The 16,499-nt window shown below is 62.2% G+C and carries 13 protein-coding genes; 3 read left to right on the plus strand and 10 right to left on the minus strand.

The features are described 5' to 3' along the window. Positions 1-9: 9 nt before the first annotated feature. The 6 genes from RTH74_RS17715 to RTH74_RS17740 all read right to left on the minus strand — a co-directional run bounded on the left by RTH74_RS17715 (position 10) and on the right by RTH74_RS17740 (position 10,181). Positions 10-558 (minus strand): rhomboid family intramembrane serine protease, encoded by a 549-nt coding sequence (locus RTH74_RS17715; protein WP_316915509.1) that lies wholly within the window; start codon positions 556-558, stop codon positions 10-12. After that, complete coding sequence (locus RTH74_RS17720; RefSeq protein ID WP_316915510.1) at positions 555-5,795, minus strand: DNA repair ATPase; 5,241 nt, start codon at positions 5,793-5,795, stop codon at positions 555-557. The genes RTH74_RS17715 and RTH74_RS17720 overlap by 4 nt, the downstream gene beginning before the upstream one ends. A 218-nt stretch (positions 5,796-6,013) precedes the next feature. Next, a complete protein-coding gene (locus RTH74_RS17725; protein WP_316915511.1) occupies positions 6,014-8,056 on the minus strand; it encodes a flotillin family protein in 2,043 nt (680 codons plus the stop codon). An 84-nt stretch (positions 8,057-8,140) separates the two neighbouring features. Next, positions 8,141-8,782: an OB-fold-containig protein gene (locus RTH74_RS17730; protein WP_316915512.1), complete on the minus strand. Its 642-nt coding sequence runs from the start codon at positions 8,780-8,782 to the stop codon at positions 8,141-8,143. A gap of 68 nt (positions 8,783-8,850) precedes the next feature. After that, positions 8,851-9,546 carry a PspA/IM30 family protein gene (locus RTH74_RS17735; RefSeq protein ID WP_316915513.1) on the minus strand — a complete coding sequence of 232 codons (696 nt, stop codon included), beginning with the start codon at positions 9,544-9,546 and terminating at the stop codon, positions 8,851-8,853. 14 nt (positions 9,547-9,560) lie between these two features. Then, positions 9,561-10,181: a YjfI family protein gene (locus RTH74_RS17740; RefSeq protein WP_125836575.1), complete on the minus strand. Its 621-nt coding sequence runs from the start codon at positions 10,179-10,181 to the stop codon at positions 9,561-9,563. A gap of 286 nt (positions 10,182-10,467) precedes the next feature. Between RTH74_RS17740 and RTH74_RS17745 the strand changes: the two genes are divergently transcribed. Beyond that, a complete protein-coding gene (locus RTH74_RS17745) occupies positions 10,468-10,719 on the plus strand; it encodes a hypothetical protein (protein ID WP_099525788.1) in 252 nt (83 codons plus the stop codon). A gap of 58 nt (positions 10,720-10,777) precedes the next feature. Here the strand turns inward: RTH74_RS17745 and thrC are convergent, their stop codons facing one another. The 3 genes from thrC to dsbC form a co-directional block, all read right to left on the minus strand. Next, positions 10,778-12,187: a threonine synthase gene (gene thrC / locus RTH74_RS17750; RefSeq protein ID WP_316915514.1), complete on the minus strand. Its 1,410-nt coding sequence runs from the start codon at positions 12,185-12,187 to the stop codon at positions 10,778-10,780. 57 nt (positions 12,188-12,244) lie between these two features. Next, positions 12,245-13,549, minus strand: coding sequence for a homoserine dehydrogenase (locus tag RTH74_RS17755; protein ID WP_179544213.1), 1,305 nt, complete (start codon positions 13,547-13,549; stop codon positions 12,245-12,247). 102 nt (positions 13,550-13,651) lie between these two features. Then, entirely contained in the window at positions 13,652-14,380 is a 729-nt protein-coding gene (gene dsbC / locus RTH74_RS17760) for a bifunctional protein-disulfide isomerase/oxidoreductase DsbC (RefSeq protein WP_092377087.1), read from the minus strand. A 313-nt stretch (positions 14,381-14,693) separates the two neighbouring features. Here dsbC and RTH74_RS17765 point away from each other — a divergent pair, with 313 nt between their 5' ends. Together RTH74_RS17765 and RTH74_RS17770 are read left to right on the plus strand one after the other, a co-directional pair. After that, the gene (locus RTH74_RS17765) at positions 14,694-15,119 is read left to right on the plus strand and encodes an organic hydroperoxide resistance protein (RefSeq protein WP_316915515.1); all 426 of its coding nucleotides are present in this window, start codon (positions 14,694-14,696) and stop codon (positions 15,117-15,119) included. A gap of 59 nt (positions 15,120-15,178) precedes the next feature. Next, positions 15,179-15,439, plus strand: a complete 261-nt coding sequence (locus RTH74_RS17770) for a DUF2790 domain-containing protein (RefSeq protein WP_316915516.1) — start codon at positions 15,179-15,181, stop codon at positions 15,437-15,439. 91 nt (positions 15,440-15,530) lie between these two features. On the opposite strand, the gene xerD is transcribed toward RTH74_RS17770, so the two are convergent. Further along, positions 15,531-16,427 (minus strand): site-specific tyrosine recombinase XerD, encoded by an 897-nt coding sequence (xerD, locus tag RTH74_RS17775; RefSeq protein ID WP_316915517.1) that lies wholly within the window; start codon positions 16,425-16,427, stop codon positions 15,531-15,533. Between the last annotated feature and the right edge of the window lie 72 nt (positions 16,428-16,499).

Genomic DNA, 16,499 nt, shown 5'->3' on the forward strand with positions numbered 1-16,499 from the left:
AAATCCCTTTTATCGATGATTACGACGGCTTAATGCAGCGTAGAGAACGCCGCAAAAAGCCCCCGCCAGGTGGTATTCGAAGGAAACGCCAGCACGTGGCAGCAGGCCAAAGAACCAGCCGCCGTAAAGGAAGAACACCAGCACGGCCAACAGCAGATCGAGCAAGCTGCGCTCGAACCAGGCGCGTGCCAGGAGCAGCCCCCAAAAGCCGAACAGCCAGCCACTGGCCCCGACATGCAGGCCGGTACGACCGAACAGCCAGACCAGCACGCCACTGCCTATGATGATAAAGGCGCTGGCGAAGAAGAAATCGCGGCGCGAGCGCAGCAGCACCAGGCTGCCGAGCACCAGCAGACCGCTGAGGTTGCTCAGTAGATGCGCCCAGCTGCCATGCAACCAGGGCGCGAGGAGAATGCCGGGCAGCGCCTCGATATGACGAGGCAACAGTCCCCAGACATTCAGGGCGCCCCCGAGGGCGCCATTGACCAATTGCACCAGCAGCATCGCGCCGCTGATCAACAACAGCGGACGCAGCTCGATCAGCCAGCCTCGCCTCACGGCGCCTCGTTATCCGAGGCGTCGCTGCGCTGCTCCTGGCCCAGCAGCGTGCCAAGGTCACGCAGTTGGGTGGAGATTTCCAGCATGCGGTTGTGGGTGCGCAAATCGATGTCGATCTTCTTGTCCATCGCCTTGATCAGCGGTAGAAAGCTGTTTTCCAGGCTGTCAGCCAGGTTCTCGAGCAATTTTTGCGTGCCCGGTTGCGGCGGCGCGATCACCTCCACCTGCGGGCGCAGTTTGCCGAGGCTATCCAGCCCGGCCAGCAATTGCTCCCAGGGGATAACCGGCGCTTCGCTGGCCGGCGTCTTGCCGGCCCCCAGACCGCGCACGCTTTCGACCAGGTCGTTGAGCTGCGCCACCACGCGTCCTCCAACGTCCGTATCACTGCCGCCCATGGCCTTGTTGCGCAGGAAGTCGCGCTTGATCTGCGTCCAGCGCTCAGTCTGCTCCGGCGTCATGTTGCCACGCAGCTCGGCGAGCTTGAGCAGGTTCTCTTCGGCACCGGTGGTGAGCAATTGCGACTCGCCCTGGTAGTGGTCGGCGATCAGTTGCAGCAACTCGGTATCGTTCATCACCGGGCTGATCTTCTCGGCCATCTTGTTCATGTTGCGGTAGCTGCCCTGCAACTTGAACGGTGGCTCGGTGCGGTAACTGTCGGCCTGCGCGGCGCTGACGATGTACTGCTGGTTGACCCGGCCGACCACGTCGCGCACCTGCATCAGACGCTGCAGGGTCGAGGTGATCTCGTTGATCTCGGCGGCGCTGTAGGTATGGCTCAGCTCGTTGGCGGAGAACGGCTTGCCCTCGGCCTTGGCGACGAAGCGATAGACATCGGCCATGTCGCGGGTAGCCAGCGGCGCCAGCACCGGGTTGGAGGTCAGACCGTTCTCGATGTAGGACAGCGCAAAGGCTTCCTGCATACCGCCCAGGGTGTCGCCGAGGTTGTAGATGTCGGCGCGGTTGGCAAGCATGTCGGGGATCTTGAACACGTCGCCGGACTCGGTATAGGGGTTGCCGCTCATCACCACGCAGAACTTCTTGCCGCGCATGTCGTAGGTTTTGGTCTTGCCCTTCCACACGCCTTCGATGCGCCGCGTGCCGTCGCACAGCGAGATGAATTTCTGCAGGAATTCCGGGTGGGTGTGCTGGATGTCATCGACATAGAGCATCACGTTGTTGCCCATTTCCAGCGCCAGGTTGAGCTTTTCCAGCTCCTGGCGCGAGGTAGCGTCCGGCGCCTGCGCCGGATCGATGGAGCGCACCTCGTGGCCCAGCGCCGGGCCGTTGACCTTCATGAAGATCAGGCCGAGGCGGTGCGCCACGTATTCCATCAGCGTGGTCTTGCCGTAGCCAGGCGGCGAAATCAGCATCAGCAGGCCCATCAGGTCGGTGCGCTTGTTCTCCCCGGCGGTGCCCATCTGCTTGGCCAGGTTGTCGCCGATGAAGCCCAGGTACACGTCGTTGATCAGCTTGTTACGCACGAACGACGACAGCGGCCTTGGCTTGAATTCGCTCAGGCGCAGCGCCTCGCGCTCGCGGTTGATGACTTCCTGGCGCAGCGCCTGGTAGCGCTGCAACTGCGGCACGAAGTGATCCAGGTGCTGCCGCAGGCGGGCGAAGTAATCGTCGATGGCCAGCAGCAGGCTGCCATTCTGCAGTCGCGGATGATCGCCGAGCAGGCCGCTGACGCTGAAACGCAGGTCAACCTCGGTGAAACGCCGGGGGAAGTCGTCATCCAGCAGGCTGACGGCGATCGCCTCGGGCACGTAGTCGGCCAGCTCGGCCATGGCGGCGTCCTGCGCGCACAGGCCGTCGAACCAGGTCTGCGCCAGCGACCAGCGCTGCACCGGGCGGCCACGCAGGTTGTCCAGCGCGGCGCGGTAGTCGTCCCAGACATGGCTGGCCTGCATGCGCTGCTGCAGGGTGTCGAGCAGTTGCCGGGCGTACTTGCTGAAGCTGAACTCGATCGGCTTGGCCGCCAGTTCCTCGACCAGATAGGCCGCAGCCGCCTGGCGCTGTGCAGCCTCCACCGGCAGCGGGTGCTGGGCGAGGAAGCGCTGCATGGCCGCGTCGATCTCTTCGCGCAGGCGCTGCACGCCATCCTCGCTGCCGAACAACTGGCGCAGGTGCAGGCTGCTGCGCGCCCGCTCCGGCCACAGCTCGGCCTCGATGTCCTGGCCCCAGCGGTTCCAGAACAGCGCGGCGAAGCCCCGCGCGGCCGGCGCGTAACGCAGCAGCCCGGCGCTCTCGCGCAGCGGCAGCAACTGGCTGAGGATCAGCGCCGCGTCGTGGTCGTGAATGCCCTTTTCAAAGCAATCCTTGTAACGCGGTGCAGCGAAATCGCGGATCACGCGGGTCAGGGTTTCCGGCTGCGCCAGGTGGGTCTTGAGCAGATCCAGGCTCAGGCCTTCACGGCCCGCCACGGCAGCGTCGAGCACCAGGCCGGCGAGGTATTCGGCGCGGTACAGCGCAGGCGACTCGGACTCCAGCGATACCTGCCAGTAGTCGCGCAGACCATCCAGCGTCTCATCGCGCAGCGGTTCGAGGAAATCGGTACCGGTCAGGTGCAGATAGAGCTGATCACCGCGCGGCATCAGGGTCAGGTCGAGTTCCTGGGTGTTGACACTGAAGCGGTGACGCGGGCCGAGCTTGATGACGTTGCCGCCCTCCTCGAACAGCTCGCTCTTGTCGCGTAGGGCGCGCACAGCCTGATCGCGGGCAGCCTTCAGACGCGCCTCGACGTCATCAGCCTTGACGCTGTCCTTGAGTTCGCGCAGGCGCTCGGCCATCTCGCGCAGCTTGAGTATCAGCGGGTCGGCGGCGAAGAACGCGTTGAGCTCCTCCATCTGGGTCAGGCGCGCGGTGCGCCGCCCCAGGCTGTCGAGGATGCGCCGGGCGGCGTCGAGCACGCCCTGGGCGCGGCGCTGGCGGTCGTCGAGCAGGCTCTGCTTGTGCGCCTCGAAGGTTTCCAGCAGCTCTTCGCGCTTGCCGAGGATATCGCTGAGGAACTGCTCCTGATCACCGAACTGGCTTTCCAGTTCTTCCAGTTGCACCAGCAGACGCGACAGCTGTTCGTCGCACTTCTCCGGGTCCTGGGCCAGCGCCAAGGCGTTGGTGATGCCCTGGCCGAACAGTTTGAACTGGGCGCCGAACTGCGCCACCGTCTCGGCCGAGCCCAGGCCTTTGCGCCGTTGCTCGGCACGCGCCTTGGCCTGGTTGAGCCGGGCGTATACCTCGGAAATCGATTCGACGATGGCGGTACGCTGGGTGGCGTCATCGATCTTCAGCGACGCCATCAGGCTCGACAGCATGTCGAGGTTGCCGGCCATCTCCTGCATCTCGACCAGCGGTTCATTGAGCTGGGTGACGGTATCGGCCTTCTGCGCCAGGCCGTCCAGCTCGCCGAGGCGCTGCACATAGGGTTGCAGCGCCGCATCACTGGCGAGGAAGGTCGAGGTAGCCCCGGCCACGCGCTCCTGTGCTTCGAGCAGTTCGGTTTCCATGGCGTCGATACGCGCCACGTCGATATAGCGGTAGTCGCGGATGGTCAGCAACTGACCACGCTGCGCGGTGATGGTATTGAGCGCCTCGACGAAATGCTGCACCTCGTCCCAGCTGTCGACCAGCAAGCCCGACAGTAGCGCCTTCTGCCGCGACTCGGCCTCGGCCATGGCCCGGCTGGACTGCTGGCGAATGCTCTCGACCTTCTCGAACTCATCCAATACCAGCTCGGAAGTAGAAGCCACTTCGCGCAGCAGCGGCGCCAGCTCGGCGCACTGGGCGTCGCCCAGCCAATGGTAGATGTCGAACAGCCGGCGAGTGTTCTGGCATAGCTGGGTGTAACGCGCCACCGACACTTCGCGGCTGTCGATCTCGCGACTGAGGTTGAGCAGATCGGACACACCACGCACCAGTTCAGCATTGCCGATGCGCCCGAAGAAACCGCTGCGCGCCGGCTGGCGAGCGGCGTAGTCCTCGCTCTCGAACGGCGTCTGCCAGATCTGCATCGGATGGATGCGGGTCGGCTCGCTGCCCTCGGCGGAGAAGATCACCATGCGCCCGTCTTCCAGGCGTGCGTAGCCGTGGCCGAAGATCGGGTTGTGCAGCTGGCGATTGATCATGTTGTAGGTGAACAGCGCCGCGCGACCTTCTTCCGGGTGATAGAAGATGTACTGCACGTCTTCGCCGTTGGGCGAGCGCACCGAGCGCTTGAAGCGCATGCCGACCATCGACTGCTCGAAGGTCTTGTGCTCGCCGTTCTGCAGGTAATAGCCACCGGGGAAGATGATGCCGTGGTCTTCCGGCAACTGCACGCAGGCCAGGCCGATGGCGTCGATGCGCTCGACCTGATTGGTCAGGCTGTTGAATACCAGGTAGCGCCACTGCTCCTCGCGGTACGGCAGAATCTTCAGCAGGATCAGGCTGCCCAGGCGCACGTATTCGATCTGCGCGTCATCCAGCGACTGGGTCTTGTCGACCACGGCTTCGCGGTAGATACCCTGGCCATCCTGGGTATTGTTCTCGACCTTGATGGTCAGATCACCGCCGACAGTCTCGACGAATACGCTGTCGAGGATGTTCACGTGCGGATGGCGGCCCATGACCACCATCTCGCGGGTGGTCTTCTGCCACTCGAAGTCGAAAGGCGCCGGCAACGCGATATCGCGCTCACCGCGATTGTCGATGTAGCGGACGTCCTTGCCGTCGGTGGAGATCGACCAGCGGAATACGCGGATGTCGGTAATGCGCTCACCGATCTGGAAACTCGCCAGCAGCTTGCCTTCACGGATGGCCAGCTGCAGCAGACGGGTGTTCTTGTAGTAGGTGTACAGCTCGTTGAAGTCGGCGACGAAGCTGGCTTGGGCCAGGAAGCTACCGTCCAGCGGCACCGACTCGGCATCGAAGCCGTCAGGGGTTTCCACCAGGCGGTAGAGGGAGAATACGTCGGCGACGCTGGTTTCTTTCTTCAGCCCCAGGAACACGTTGTAGCCGAACAGCAGGCATTCACCGACCTGGACGATATCGCGGGCGATGCAGTTGTTCTCGGTGCGGATACGCACCCGACCGATAGCCTCCATGGCGCTGCTGCCGAACTCGGCCAGACGCTGACCATTGAGCGTCTCGGTCAAACTGCGCAGGCGCTGACCCTGCTCCTGCAGGCGCCGCTGCAGCACCTCGTAGGCACCGCCTTCGGCGACAGCCTTGTCCAATACGTCCTGTGTTTGTGCGTCCGACATCGTGTTCTTCCTGGATATTCGGCATCGAGCACCCTCGCCCGATCAGCAGGGCAAAGGGTCTGAAAAATGCGTGGGAGGTTCGCGGCTAAAGCCCCTCCCACAAGGCTCGGCATGCTGTGGCCGGTAGGGTGGACAATGCCACCGTTCGTGTCGCCAGTGATGGGCAAAAAGTGCGTTGTCCACTTGATGGGCTGAAGCCCACCCTACAGACAACGCACTCAGGCCTGATCAGTCCCTGCGCTTGGCGCGGCCACCGGCGCTGCGGCCGCCTTGCCGGCCAGCAAGCGCGACAGCACGTCCTGCACCACCGGGCTCTTGCCCACCACACCTTCGATGGCCTTGCCCACCGACAACGACTTGGCGAACGAGTTGAAGAAGTCGCCTTCGCCGCCGACGATCTCGATCTTCGCCTTGGCCAGCGCGGTAGCCAGCACCTCGGCCTGATCCTTGGCGATGTCCTTGTTCGCAGCGATGGCGGCCATGGCCTCCTCGAAGCTCTTCTCCAGCTGCATGCGGAACTCTTCGTGCTGGCGGGCGTTGTCGCTGAGCGAATCCAGCGCGCCGAACTTCTTGCCCAGACCTTCTGCTTCGGCGTTCAGACGCTCCAACAGTACCTGCGCTTCGGCCATACCCAGATCCTGAGTGGCCTTGGCCTTGGCGGTGCCAAGTTGCTCTTCGCCACGCGCCTGGGCGCCGAGTTTCTCTTCCAGCACCTTGGCGTCGGCCAGGCCGTCTTTTTCCTTGGCAGCTGCTTGCGCTTCGGTGACACGCGCCTGCGCCAGCCCCTTCTCCTGCTCGCCCTTGGCTTCAGCGATCAGGCGCTCGGCCTGCACGCGTGCCTCGGCCAGACCTTCCTTCTCCTTGGCTGCGGCAGTGACTTCACGCACTCGCGCATCGGCCAGGCCAGGTGCGGCGCGCTCGGCTTCGATACCTTCGGCCAGTTTCTTCTTGGCTTCGGCGCTCTTGGCGGCTGCTTCCAGTTCGGCCTGGGCCAGGTTGTTGATTTCCACTGCCTTGTGCTTGGAACGGGTTTCGTCGGCTTCGGCCTGCTTGACCTGGCGCACCAGCTCCTGCTCGGCTTCGGCCTGGGCGTTGAGTACAGTGACCTGCTTCAGGCGCTCGGCCTCGGACACTTCACGCACTTCCTTGATGCGCTCTTCTTCCTGAGCCACGGTCTTCTCGACCGCGACACGCTCGCGCACCACGGCGGCGATGTTCTTGCGCTCTTCTTCCAGCGCCTTTTCCTTCTCGATGCGCTGCAACTCGACCTCGCGCTCGCGGGAGACCACTTCCAGGTCCTTGGCGCGGGTAACCTTTTCCACCTCGATGACCACGGCACGCTGGCGGTTCTGCTGCGCCACTTCCACTTCGCGCTGGTGGTTCTCGGCGCGAATGTCCAGCTCCTGCTGGGTCTGGATGCGGGCCTGCTCGGCCTTCAGGCGCTCTTCTTCACGCACCTTGAGGGTTTCTGCTTCCTCACGGGCACGGATGGTCTCGATCTCGCGCTTCTGCCGCGCTTCGGCATCGGCCTGCTGACGCTCCAGCGACAGGGTCGCTTCGCGGGTTTCGACGTTCTTCTTCTTGATCGCCAGCTCTTCGTTGCGCTCCAGTTCGTTGGTGATGACGTTCTGCGCAGCGGTCAGCTCGGTGATCTTGCGGATACCTTCGGCATCGAGAATGTTGCTCGGGTCCAGCGAGTGCTTGGCCGTCTGCTCCAGGTAATCGATGGCCACGTCTTCTAGCACGTAACCGTTCAGGTCGTTGCCAATCACTTCGACGATGCGATCACGGAAGTCCTGGCGATTCTCGAACAGCTGGACGAAATCGAACTGCTTGCCGACAGTCTTCAGCGCTTCGGAGAACTTGGCGTTGAACAGCTCGTTGACCGCCGCACGATCGGAAGCACGCTCCACGCCGATGGCCTTGGCCACCTTGAGCACGTCTTCCTGGGTTTCGTTGACGCGCAGGTAGAAGGCTACGGTGATGTCGGCGCGCATGTTGTCGCGGCAGATCAGGCCATCCTTCGCGCGGCGATCGACTTCCAGGGTAATCAGGGAGATCTTCATGAACTCCTTGAGGTGGATCACCGGGTACACCAAGGAGCCGGTGAAGTGCACCTTGGGCGTCGAGCTCATGTCGTTGACGATCAGCGCGGTGCCCTGCGGAACCTTGATGTAGAAGGCCTTGAACAAGGCGATCAGGGCAATGATGAAGAGGACGACCAGCCCTGCCCCGACGATGAAGGGAATGACGTTTTCCATTACAGCTCTACTCCTTTGCTAGTTGTGCAGGCAGGTTAGGCAACGCCCCACTCTGCCAGCCCTCTGTTACGTACGAATGGTCGGCTAGATGCCGCGAAACTCTTCTTCGGTGATGATGAGATAGGCGTGTTCGGCCGCCAGGTACTCGAGCAGCACGACGCGGTCGCCGCGTTTGAAACCCAGTGCCTCGTCTGCACGTACACGCAGGATCAAACCAGCGCCGCCATCTTCCAGCACCGCCTCACCATGAGTGGCAGTAACACGGCCGCTGCGCACCACGGCCACCTGGCCCAATACCGATTTGCTGCTGACCGCCTCAATTTTGTGAAACAGCGGCCGCAGCGGCCGGCAGATTGCCGCGCACAGGGGGGCAGCCAGCACCAGGGCGCCAGCGATGATCACCAGCCCTAGCGGATAACGCAGGATGCCCAACGGCAGGTGCCGCAGCAGCCATAGCTCGATGAAGTAGCAGGCGAACCAGGCAAAGAAGAACAGCAGCGTCAGCACCAGAGTGACCGGCACACCGTCGAGCTTGAGCTTGTAGAGCAGGCCGGCTAGGCCTTCGGTCTGGCCGCTACCTTCCATCATCGAATCGGCCTCGACGTCGAGTAAATCGACCTCGAGCAGACCGGCGGCGACGACCAACCAGTAGATGACCGCCACGCACAGCAGGAAGCTGTAGATAGCGGTGGGGAATGACAGAGCTGTCTGCAGGAAGAGTTCCATGGCTTTCCTTTTCCCGAATCCATACGACAGGTGCGATGGTTCGCACCTGCCGGTTCATGCGCCTCTGATCAGGCCTTGGACTTGTCCTTCAGCCTGGCCAGCACGCTGTCGGCGCTGGCGTTGTCGGCCTTGATGCCGGCAGCACGCAGCTTGGCTTCCAGCGAATCGTCCGGCGCGCTGGTGGCAGCCAGTTCAGCCGAGGCCTCCATCTTCGCCGCACGCTCGGCCTGCTTCTGCTTGATGCGTTCGAGCGACTCGACCGCCGTCTGCAGCTTGGCCTGCGAGCCGCCGTAGCGCTGGGCCACAGCCATTTGCGCCTTCTGCACGCTTTCGGTGGCCTTGACCGTATCCACCTGCTGCTTGAGGCGCTTGATGTTGCCTTCAGCCTGAGTCACGGCCTTGCGCAGCTGGGCTACGCTGGCAGCGAAGCCTTCGGCCTGCTCACGCTCACTGGCCTGCTCGATTTCCAGGTTGGCGATCTTCTCGGCGACTTCCTTGGCCAGGGTCTCGTTGCCCGCGTCCAGTGCCTTCAGCGCATACTGTTCGTACTCGGCGATGCTCGCCGCGCTCTTGCTCACCTTGTCGCTGGCCAGCTTCTGCTTGGCCATGATCTCGGCCAGCGCTTCCTTGGACTTGCGCAGCTCGACATCAGCGTCGCGAATTTCCTGATCGAGGATACGCAGGGCCTGACTATCGACCACCGCCTCACCCACTTCATTGGCGCCGCCACGCAGCGCCGTCAGCATTTTGCTCCAGACATTCATCGTCTTCTCTCCTCTCAGGCGCCGGACTTGAGGAAGCCTTCATAGGCTTCGGTGGCCTTGATCACGTTGTCCGCCAGCAACTCGATTTCGAACACCACATCGGACAAGGTCGAGGACGAGCTCAACGCGCCGAACATGGTGTAGCAATCGCGCCCGTCGACCATTTTCTCCAGGCCGATGGAAGACAGCGGGAACAGCTTGTGGGTGCGCAGTACTTCTTCGTTGAAGGTCGCCGCATCCTTGACGTCCGCCGCCGGCCAGAGCAGCGCCTCGACGATGATCTGCTCACCGAATACAGCGATGAACAACGGCAGGTCGCCGTACTCACGCATGGTGATGTGCAGGCTGGCATCGGCACCTTGAATCAGCTCGATACTGGCCTGAGCGCTTTGGAACAGTTCCGTTGCCGCCAGCGCTTCATGCAGCGCCTGGGCGGTCCAAACTTGAGGCATGCTCATACCCTCCTCCTTCTCCATCGAAGCCAGCAGTGACTGTGGCTGGCGCAGTTTGCGCTCGAACGCGACCAACAACGGCGCATGCTCGGGCAAGATCCAGACTTCCTTCTTGATCAACCCCTGCTCACGCAGACGCTGACGATAAAGACGCTGGTAATGGGCTGATGATTTGTTGTCCATGAAACGCAGACTAGACCCTTACATGTGAACATGTAAAGAACTCACATGTGATAAATGTGATGCCATTCGTCAGACGAGCGCGCAGCCGTCATCCTCGGCGCAAGGCAACCGAAAAGCGGACTGGAATGGGAAGAAGAAAAGCAGACACCTGGGCTCATCCATGATTCGGCTAAAACGCATCCATTCGCGAAGTGTCGAATTAAACCCCAGGTACCTTCGTTGCGCACGCAAAAAAGCGCTAACCGGGTCTCAGTTATGACCGCCAACCCGAGAGACAGACAGTGCCATGAATGAACTCCCACCCGCAGTACGCCAGCTCGTGCATGCAGGCCAACGTCAGGCCGCCATCGACCTGCTGAGCGAATACCTGGCCAACGATCAGCAGGAAGCCGAACGTCGCATCGATCAATACCTGGAAGACGATCCACCCGTGCATCTGCGCGGCGCCGGCGTCGTGCGAGCCAGTCGCCTGAACGCACTGATCTGGCTGATCCTGATCATTCTGATGGCGCTGCTGGCACTGATCTTCGCCCTCTGAGCCAGCCACAAACGAAACCGGCGCCACAAGGGCGCCGGTTTCATCGAAGCAGAACACCTCAGAGCGGTTTGCCGCGATTACCGTGAGCGGCAACAAACTGCTGCACGGTCCTCAGGTCATTGGCCAGCACCGTGCAGCGCTCCTCGCGCTGGAACAGATCGGTCAGGTGCGCCGGCAACGCCGGAACGGCATCGATGCCGGCCTTTTCCACCGCCTCGGGGAATTTGACCGGATGCGCGGTACCCAGCACCACCATGGGCGTGGCCAGGCTGCGACGGCACTCACGCGCGGCGCGCACGCCGATGGCAGTGTGCGGATCGAGCAGCTCGCCGCACTCCCTGTACACCTCGGTGATGGTTTCGCAGGTCTGCTCGTCATTCACCGCCAGCGAATCGAACAGCTTGCGCGCCTCGACCCAGCGATCTTCCTCGACGCTGAAGCCGCCACCTTGCTTGAAGGTATCCATCAAGCCAGCGATAGCCGCGCCATTACGCCCGTGCAGGTCGAACAGCAGACGCTCGAAGTTGGACGAAACCATGATGTCCATGGACGGCGACAGGGTCGGGTGCAGGGTTTCCTTCACATACTGATTGCCGCTCATGAAGCGGTGCAGGATGTCGTTGCGGTTGGTGGCGACGATCAGTTGACTGACCGGCAGGCCCATGTTGCGCGCCAGGTAGCCGGCGAAGATGTCGCCGAAGTTGCCGGTCGGCACCGAGAAGGCGATGGAACGCGCCGGGCCGCCGAGCTGCAGCGCCGCGTGGAAGTAGTAGACGATCTGGGCCATGATCCGCGCCCAGTTGATCGAGTTGACCGCCACCAGGCGGGTGCCCTTGAGGAAGCCCTGGTCGGCGAAGCTGGCCTTGACCATCTCCTGGCAGTCATCGAAGTTGCCTTCGATGGCGATGTTGTGGATGTTCTCACCGAGGATGGTGGTCATCTGCCGGCGCTGCACCTCGGACACACGGTTGTGCGGGTGCATGATGAAGATGTCGACGTTGTCGCAGGCCTTGCAGCCTTCGATGGCCGCCGAGCCGGTATCACCGGAAGTAGCGCCCATGATCACCACGCGCTCGCCACGCTTGGCCAGTACGTGATCGAGCAGGCGGCCGAGCAGTTGCAGGGCGAAATCCTTGAACGCCAGGGTCGGGCCGTGGAACAGCTCCAGCACCCACTCGTTGCCGTTCAGCTGGCGCAGCGGCGCCACGGCGTTGTGCTCGAATACACCGTAGGTTTCTTCGAGGATCTTCTTGAAATCGGCGTCAGCGATGGAGCCGGCAACGAACGGACGCATCACCCGGAAAGCCAGCTCGTGGTACGGCAGGCCCGCCCAGGAAGCGATTTCCTCGACGGTGAAACGCGGCAGATTTTCCGGCACGTATAGGCCGCCATCGCTGGCCAGGCCAGCCAGCAGCACATCTTCGAAATTCAGGGCCGGCGCCTGGCCGCGGGTACTGATATAGCGCATGGGATAAACCTTCGTTCGACTGCACCCGCAGGCCTGCGCCTGCGGGTGGACACGGGATTAGTTGAGCTGTTCGACGCGCAGACGCATGACCGGCGAGGTCACGCCATCCAGCGCTTCCATGGCGGCGATGGCCTCGATGATACGCGCCTCGACCACGCGGTGGGTCACGAGGATCATCGGCACCAGGCCGTCCTGCTCCTCGACCTCCTTCTGCATGATCGACTCGATGTTGATGCCGCGCTCCGACAGGATGCTCGCCACCTGAGCCAGCACGCCCGGATGATCCTTGGCCTGGATGCGCAGGTAGTAGGCGCTTTCGCACTCGGCGATGGGCAGGATCGGGTGATCGGACAGCGAATCCGGCTGGAAAGCCAGGTGCGGCACGCGGTTGGTCGGGTCGGTGGTCAACGCACGCACCACGTCCACCAGATCGGCAACCACTGCCGAAGCAGTCGGCTCCATGCCGGCACCAGCACCGTAGTACAGGGTGCTGCCAACCGCATCGCCATTGACCATTACTGCGTTCATCACGCCATTGACGTTGGCGATCAAGCGGTCGGCCGGGATCAGCGTCGGATGCACGCGCAGCTCGATGCCGGCATCAGTGCGACGAGCGACGCCCAGGTGCTTGATGCGATAGCCCAGCGCCTCAGCATAATTCACGTCAGCCGTGGTCAGCTTGGTGATGCCTTCGGTGTAGGCCTTGTCGAACTGCAGCGGAATGCCGAAGGCGATGGAAGCCAGGATGGTCAGCTTGTGCGCGGCATCGATACCTTCGACGTCGAAAGTCGGATCGGCTTCGGCATAACCCAGCGCCTGCGCTTCCTTGAGCACGTCCTCGAAGGCGCGGCCCTTCTCACGCATCTCGGTGAGGATAAAGTTGCCGGTACCGTTGATGATGCCGGCCAGCCAGTTGATGCGGTTGGCCGACAGGCCTTCGCGGATCGCCTTGATCACCGGAATACCGCCAGCCACGGCAGCTTCGAAGGCGACGATAACGCCCTTCTCACGTGCCTTGGCGAAGATCTCGTTACCGTGCACCGCGATCAGCGCCTTGTTGGCGGTGACCACATGCTTGCCATTCTCGATGGCCTTGAGCACCAGCTCCTTGGCCAGGGTGTAGCCACCGATCAGCTCGATGACGATATCGATCTCGGGGTTGTTGACCAGCTCGAACACATCGCTGGTCATGGTAATGCCGGTGGTGTCGTACTGAGGCTTGGGCGAGCGAATGGCGATCTGGGCAATCTCGATGCCGCGACCGGCGCGCCGAGTAATCTCCTCGGCATTGCGCTTGAGTACATTCAACGTACCGCCACCGACGGTGCCCAACCCACAGATGCCTACTTTGACCGGCTTCACACTCAATTCCCCATCAGCACTGCACGAAACGGCCGGAGCATGCCCCGGCCGCAGATAAAGAGCCGCACCTTACGAAGCGGCTGTTTGTTAGTCAATCCGCACTCAGTCGTTTGACTCCAAAGCTATTTTGGCCAACTGCGGCGCCGGCTGGTAACCCGGAATCATCTTGCCGTTGGCCAGGACGATGGCCGGCGTGCCGTTGACCCCAATCATCTGACCAAGCTGATATTGCTTGGCCACTGGGTTATCGCAAGTAGCGTCAGCAACGCTCTGGCGAGTCTTGGCGCGATTCATCGCGTCCTGCTGATCCTTGGCGCACCAGACGCTGACCAGCTCCTTGGCCGCCGGGCTGTTCAGGCCCTGGCGCGGGAAGGCGACATAACGCACTTCGACGCCCAGACGGTTGAGCTCCGGCACCTCACTGTGCAGCTTCTGGCAGTAACCGCAGTCGGTATCGGTGAAGACGGTGATATGGGTCTTCGGCGCCTTCGGCGCAAACACCACCATCTCCTTGGCCGGAATGGCGTTGATCTGCTTTGCCACCGCACGGCTTTCTTCGATCTCGGTCAGGTTCACAGCCTTGCCGTCCTTGACCTGGAACAGGTAGCCCTGGATCAGGAACTGACCATCGGCACTGGTGTAGAGCTGACGCCCTCCCTCCAGTTGAACCTGATAGATACCGGTCATAGGGCTCTCGGCAATGGCCTCGATAGGCAGGTTGGCGTCGAGCGATTTGAGCGACTGACGAATGACCTGATCGGGGTCGGCAGCCAGAGCGACGCTACTGCCCAGCGCGAGCGCCAGAGCAAGGGAAATACGGGTCAGGGACATGAACACTCCTGTCGAAAGACGGACCGGTGAAAATCGCCACAGCCTACCACAGATGGCGCCCCAGGCAGCTGATCAGGTGCACACAGCGCACCGACCTGCCGGCGAAACACTCAATATCCGCGACGAGCGCCAGAGCAAACATCGACCCGCGCCGCGCTTATGCCAATAAGCGCAAGGTGGTATAGCTAAATCTTCCATGCATTTATCTTGCGCACTAATGTTTTGCGCAATATAGTTCACCTCATGGAAACGGTTAGCGCACAAAAGGTTAGCAAGCCAATCCATCCCTAACTCACCGACAAGGATCAATGCCATGACTATCGAAAACGTTCTCTACCGTGCAACCGCTGAAGCCTTTGGTGGCCGTGAAGGCCGCGCTGTGTCCTCCGACGGCATCCTCGACATCGCCCTGACCACCCCGAAAGAACTCGGCGGCGCCGGCGGTAGCGGCACCAACCCGGAGCAGCTGTTCGCTGCCGGCTATTCCGCCTGCTTCCTCGGCGCCCTGAAATTCGTCGCCGCCCGCGACAAGCTGAGCATCCCGACTGACACCTTCATCGAAGGCACCGTCGGCATCGGCGCCATCCCCACCGGCTTCGGCATCGAAGTGGAACTGCGCATCAGCCTGCCTGGCCTGGCCCCGGAAGCCGCACAAACCCTGGTGGATCGCGCGCACATCGTTTGCCCGTACTCCAACGCCACCCGCGGCAACATCGACGTCACCTTGACCATCGTCTGACAGTTAGCAGCCAGCGCTCGCGGCCACAGCCCGAGCGCGGCTCCAAGAGGAGAACCGCCATGAAAACCCGCACCCTGCTCGCCACCGCCCTGACTGCCCTCGCGTTCAGCGCGTCGCTCACCACCCTCGCCCACAGCGCCGAGGCCACGCCCTACCGCTACAGCCAGAAGCTGGATATCGCCAAGGTGATTTCCATCGACGTGCCTAACAGCTCGCAGTGCGAAGTGGTCACGGCAACGATGACCTACCGCAACAGCGCGGGTGACGTGGAAGTTCTCGATTACAAACAGCTTTCCAGCGCCTGCGCTAACCAGAGCTGATCGCCAAGAACAACTCGATGCACGAGTCGAAGCAATTGAAAAGACCAAACCCCGCACCGGCAACGGTGGCGGGGTTTGGTCTTTTCAGAGGTCAGCCGCGCGGGTGGTGCTGCGCGTGCAGCTCCTGCAAGCGCGCACGTGCAATGTGGGTGTAGATCTGCGTGGTGGACAGGTCACTGTGACCCAGCAGCATCTGCACCACCCGCAGATCGGCGCCGTGATTGAGCAGATGCGTGGCGAAGGCGTGGCGCAATGTGTGTGGCGACAACGCCTTGCTGATGCCTGCGACCTGGGCCTGATGCTTGATGCGATGCCAGAAGGTCTGCCGAGTCATTTGCTCGCCACGCAGGCTGGGAAACAGTACATCGCTGGGTTTGCCGCCCAGCAACAGCGGACGCGCCTCGCGCATGTAGCGCTCGATCCAGGCAATAGCCTCTTCACCCAACGGCACAAGACGCTCCTTGCTGCCTTTACCGAACACCCGCAGTACGCCCTGGCGCAGATTGACCTGCTCCAGCGTCAGACCGACCAGCTCGCTGACACGCAAACCGCAGGCGTAGAGCACCTCAAGCATGGCGCGATCACGCAGGCCGATGGGGTCATCCAGTTCCGGCGCCTGCAGCAACGCCTCGACATCCGTTTCGGACAGTGACTTGGGCAGTGGCCGACCGATCTGCGGCAACTCGATCTGCAAGGTCGGATCTTCACTGATCAGCGTTTCGCGCAGCAAAAAACGGTAGAAGCCACGCACCCCTGAGAGAAAACGCGCCGTGGAACGCGCCTGATAGCCCTGCTCCAGACGCCAGGCCAGATGATCGAGAATAGCCTCGCGACCGACATGCTGCAGCCCCAGGCCGCGCCCATCGAGCCAGGCATTGAAGTGCTCCAGATCACTGCGATAGGCAGCCTGAGTGTGGGCCGAAAGGCCCTTTTCCAACCACAACGCCTCAAGGAAGCGCTCGATTAGAGGATGAGTCAGCGCAGGCATCGATTGACCTTCAATTACACGGCAGACAAGTGTTCCACAGCCTACACCGGACGCACCAGCAGGCCAGCCTGA

It is taken from the genome of Pseudomonas sp. zfem001 (genome assembly GCF_032621725.1).
In the GTDB taxonomy this organism is placed as follows: Bacteria; Pseudomonadota; Gammaproteobacteria; order Pseudomonadales; family Pseudomonadaceae; genus Aquipseudomonas; species Aquipseudomonas sediminis.

Bases quoted from the DNA above. Each gene is read 5' to 3' on its own strand.
- thrC (WP_316915514.1), bottom strand. From the start codon at position 12,187: ATGCGCTATATCAGTACCCGCGGCCAGGCGCCGGCCCTGAATTTCGAA.
- RTH74_RS17720 (WP_316915510.1), bottom strand. From the start codon at position 5,795: ATGTCGGACGCACAAACACAGGACGTATTGGACAAGGCTGTCGCCGAA.
- RTH74_RS17740 (WP_125836575.1), bottom strand. From the start codon at position 10,181: ATGGACAACAAATCATCAGCCCATTACCAGCGTCTTTATCGTCAGCGT.
- dsbC (WP_092377087.1), bottom strand. From the start codon at position 14,380: ATGTCCCTGACCCGTATTTCCCTTGCTCTGGCGCTCGCGCTGGGCAGT.
- RTH74_RS17730 (WP_316915512.1), bottom strand. From the start codon at position 8,782: ATGGAACTCTTCCTGCAGACAGCTCTGTCATTCCCCACCGCTATCTAC.
- RTH74_RS17745 (WP_099525788.1), top strand. From the start codon at position 10,468: ATGAATGAACTCCCACCCGCAGTACGCCAGCTCGTGCATGCAGGCCAA.
- RTH74_RS17735 (WP_316915513.1), bottom strand. From the start codon at position 9,546: ATGAATGTCTGGAGCAAAATGCTGACGGCGCTGCGTGGCGGCGCCAAT.
- RTH74_RS17770 (WP_316915516.1), top strand. From the start codon at position 15,179: ATGAAAACCCGCACCCTGCTCGCCACCGCCCTGACTGCCCTCGCGTTC.
- xerD (WP_316915517.1), bottom strand. From the start codon at position 16,427: ATGCCTGCGCTGACTCATCCTCTAATCGAGCGCTTCCTTGAGGCGTTG.
- RTH74_RS17725 (WP_316915511.1), bottom strand. From the start codon at position 8,056: ATGGAAAACGTCATTCCCTTCATCGTCGGGGCAGGGCTGGTCGTCCTC.
- RTH74_RS17765 (WP_316915515.1), top strand. From the start codon at position 14,694: ATGACTATCGAAAACGTTCTCTACCGTGCAACCGCTGAAGCCTTTGGT.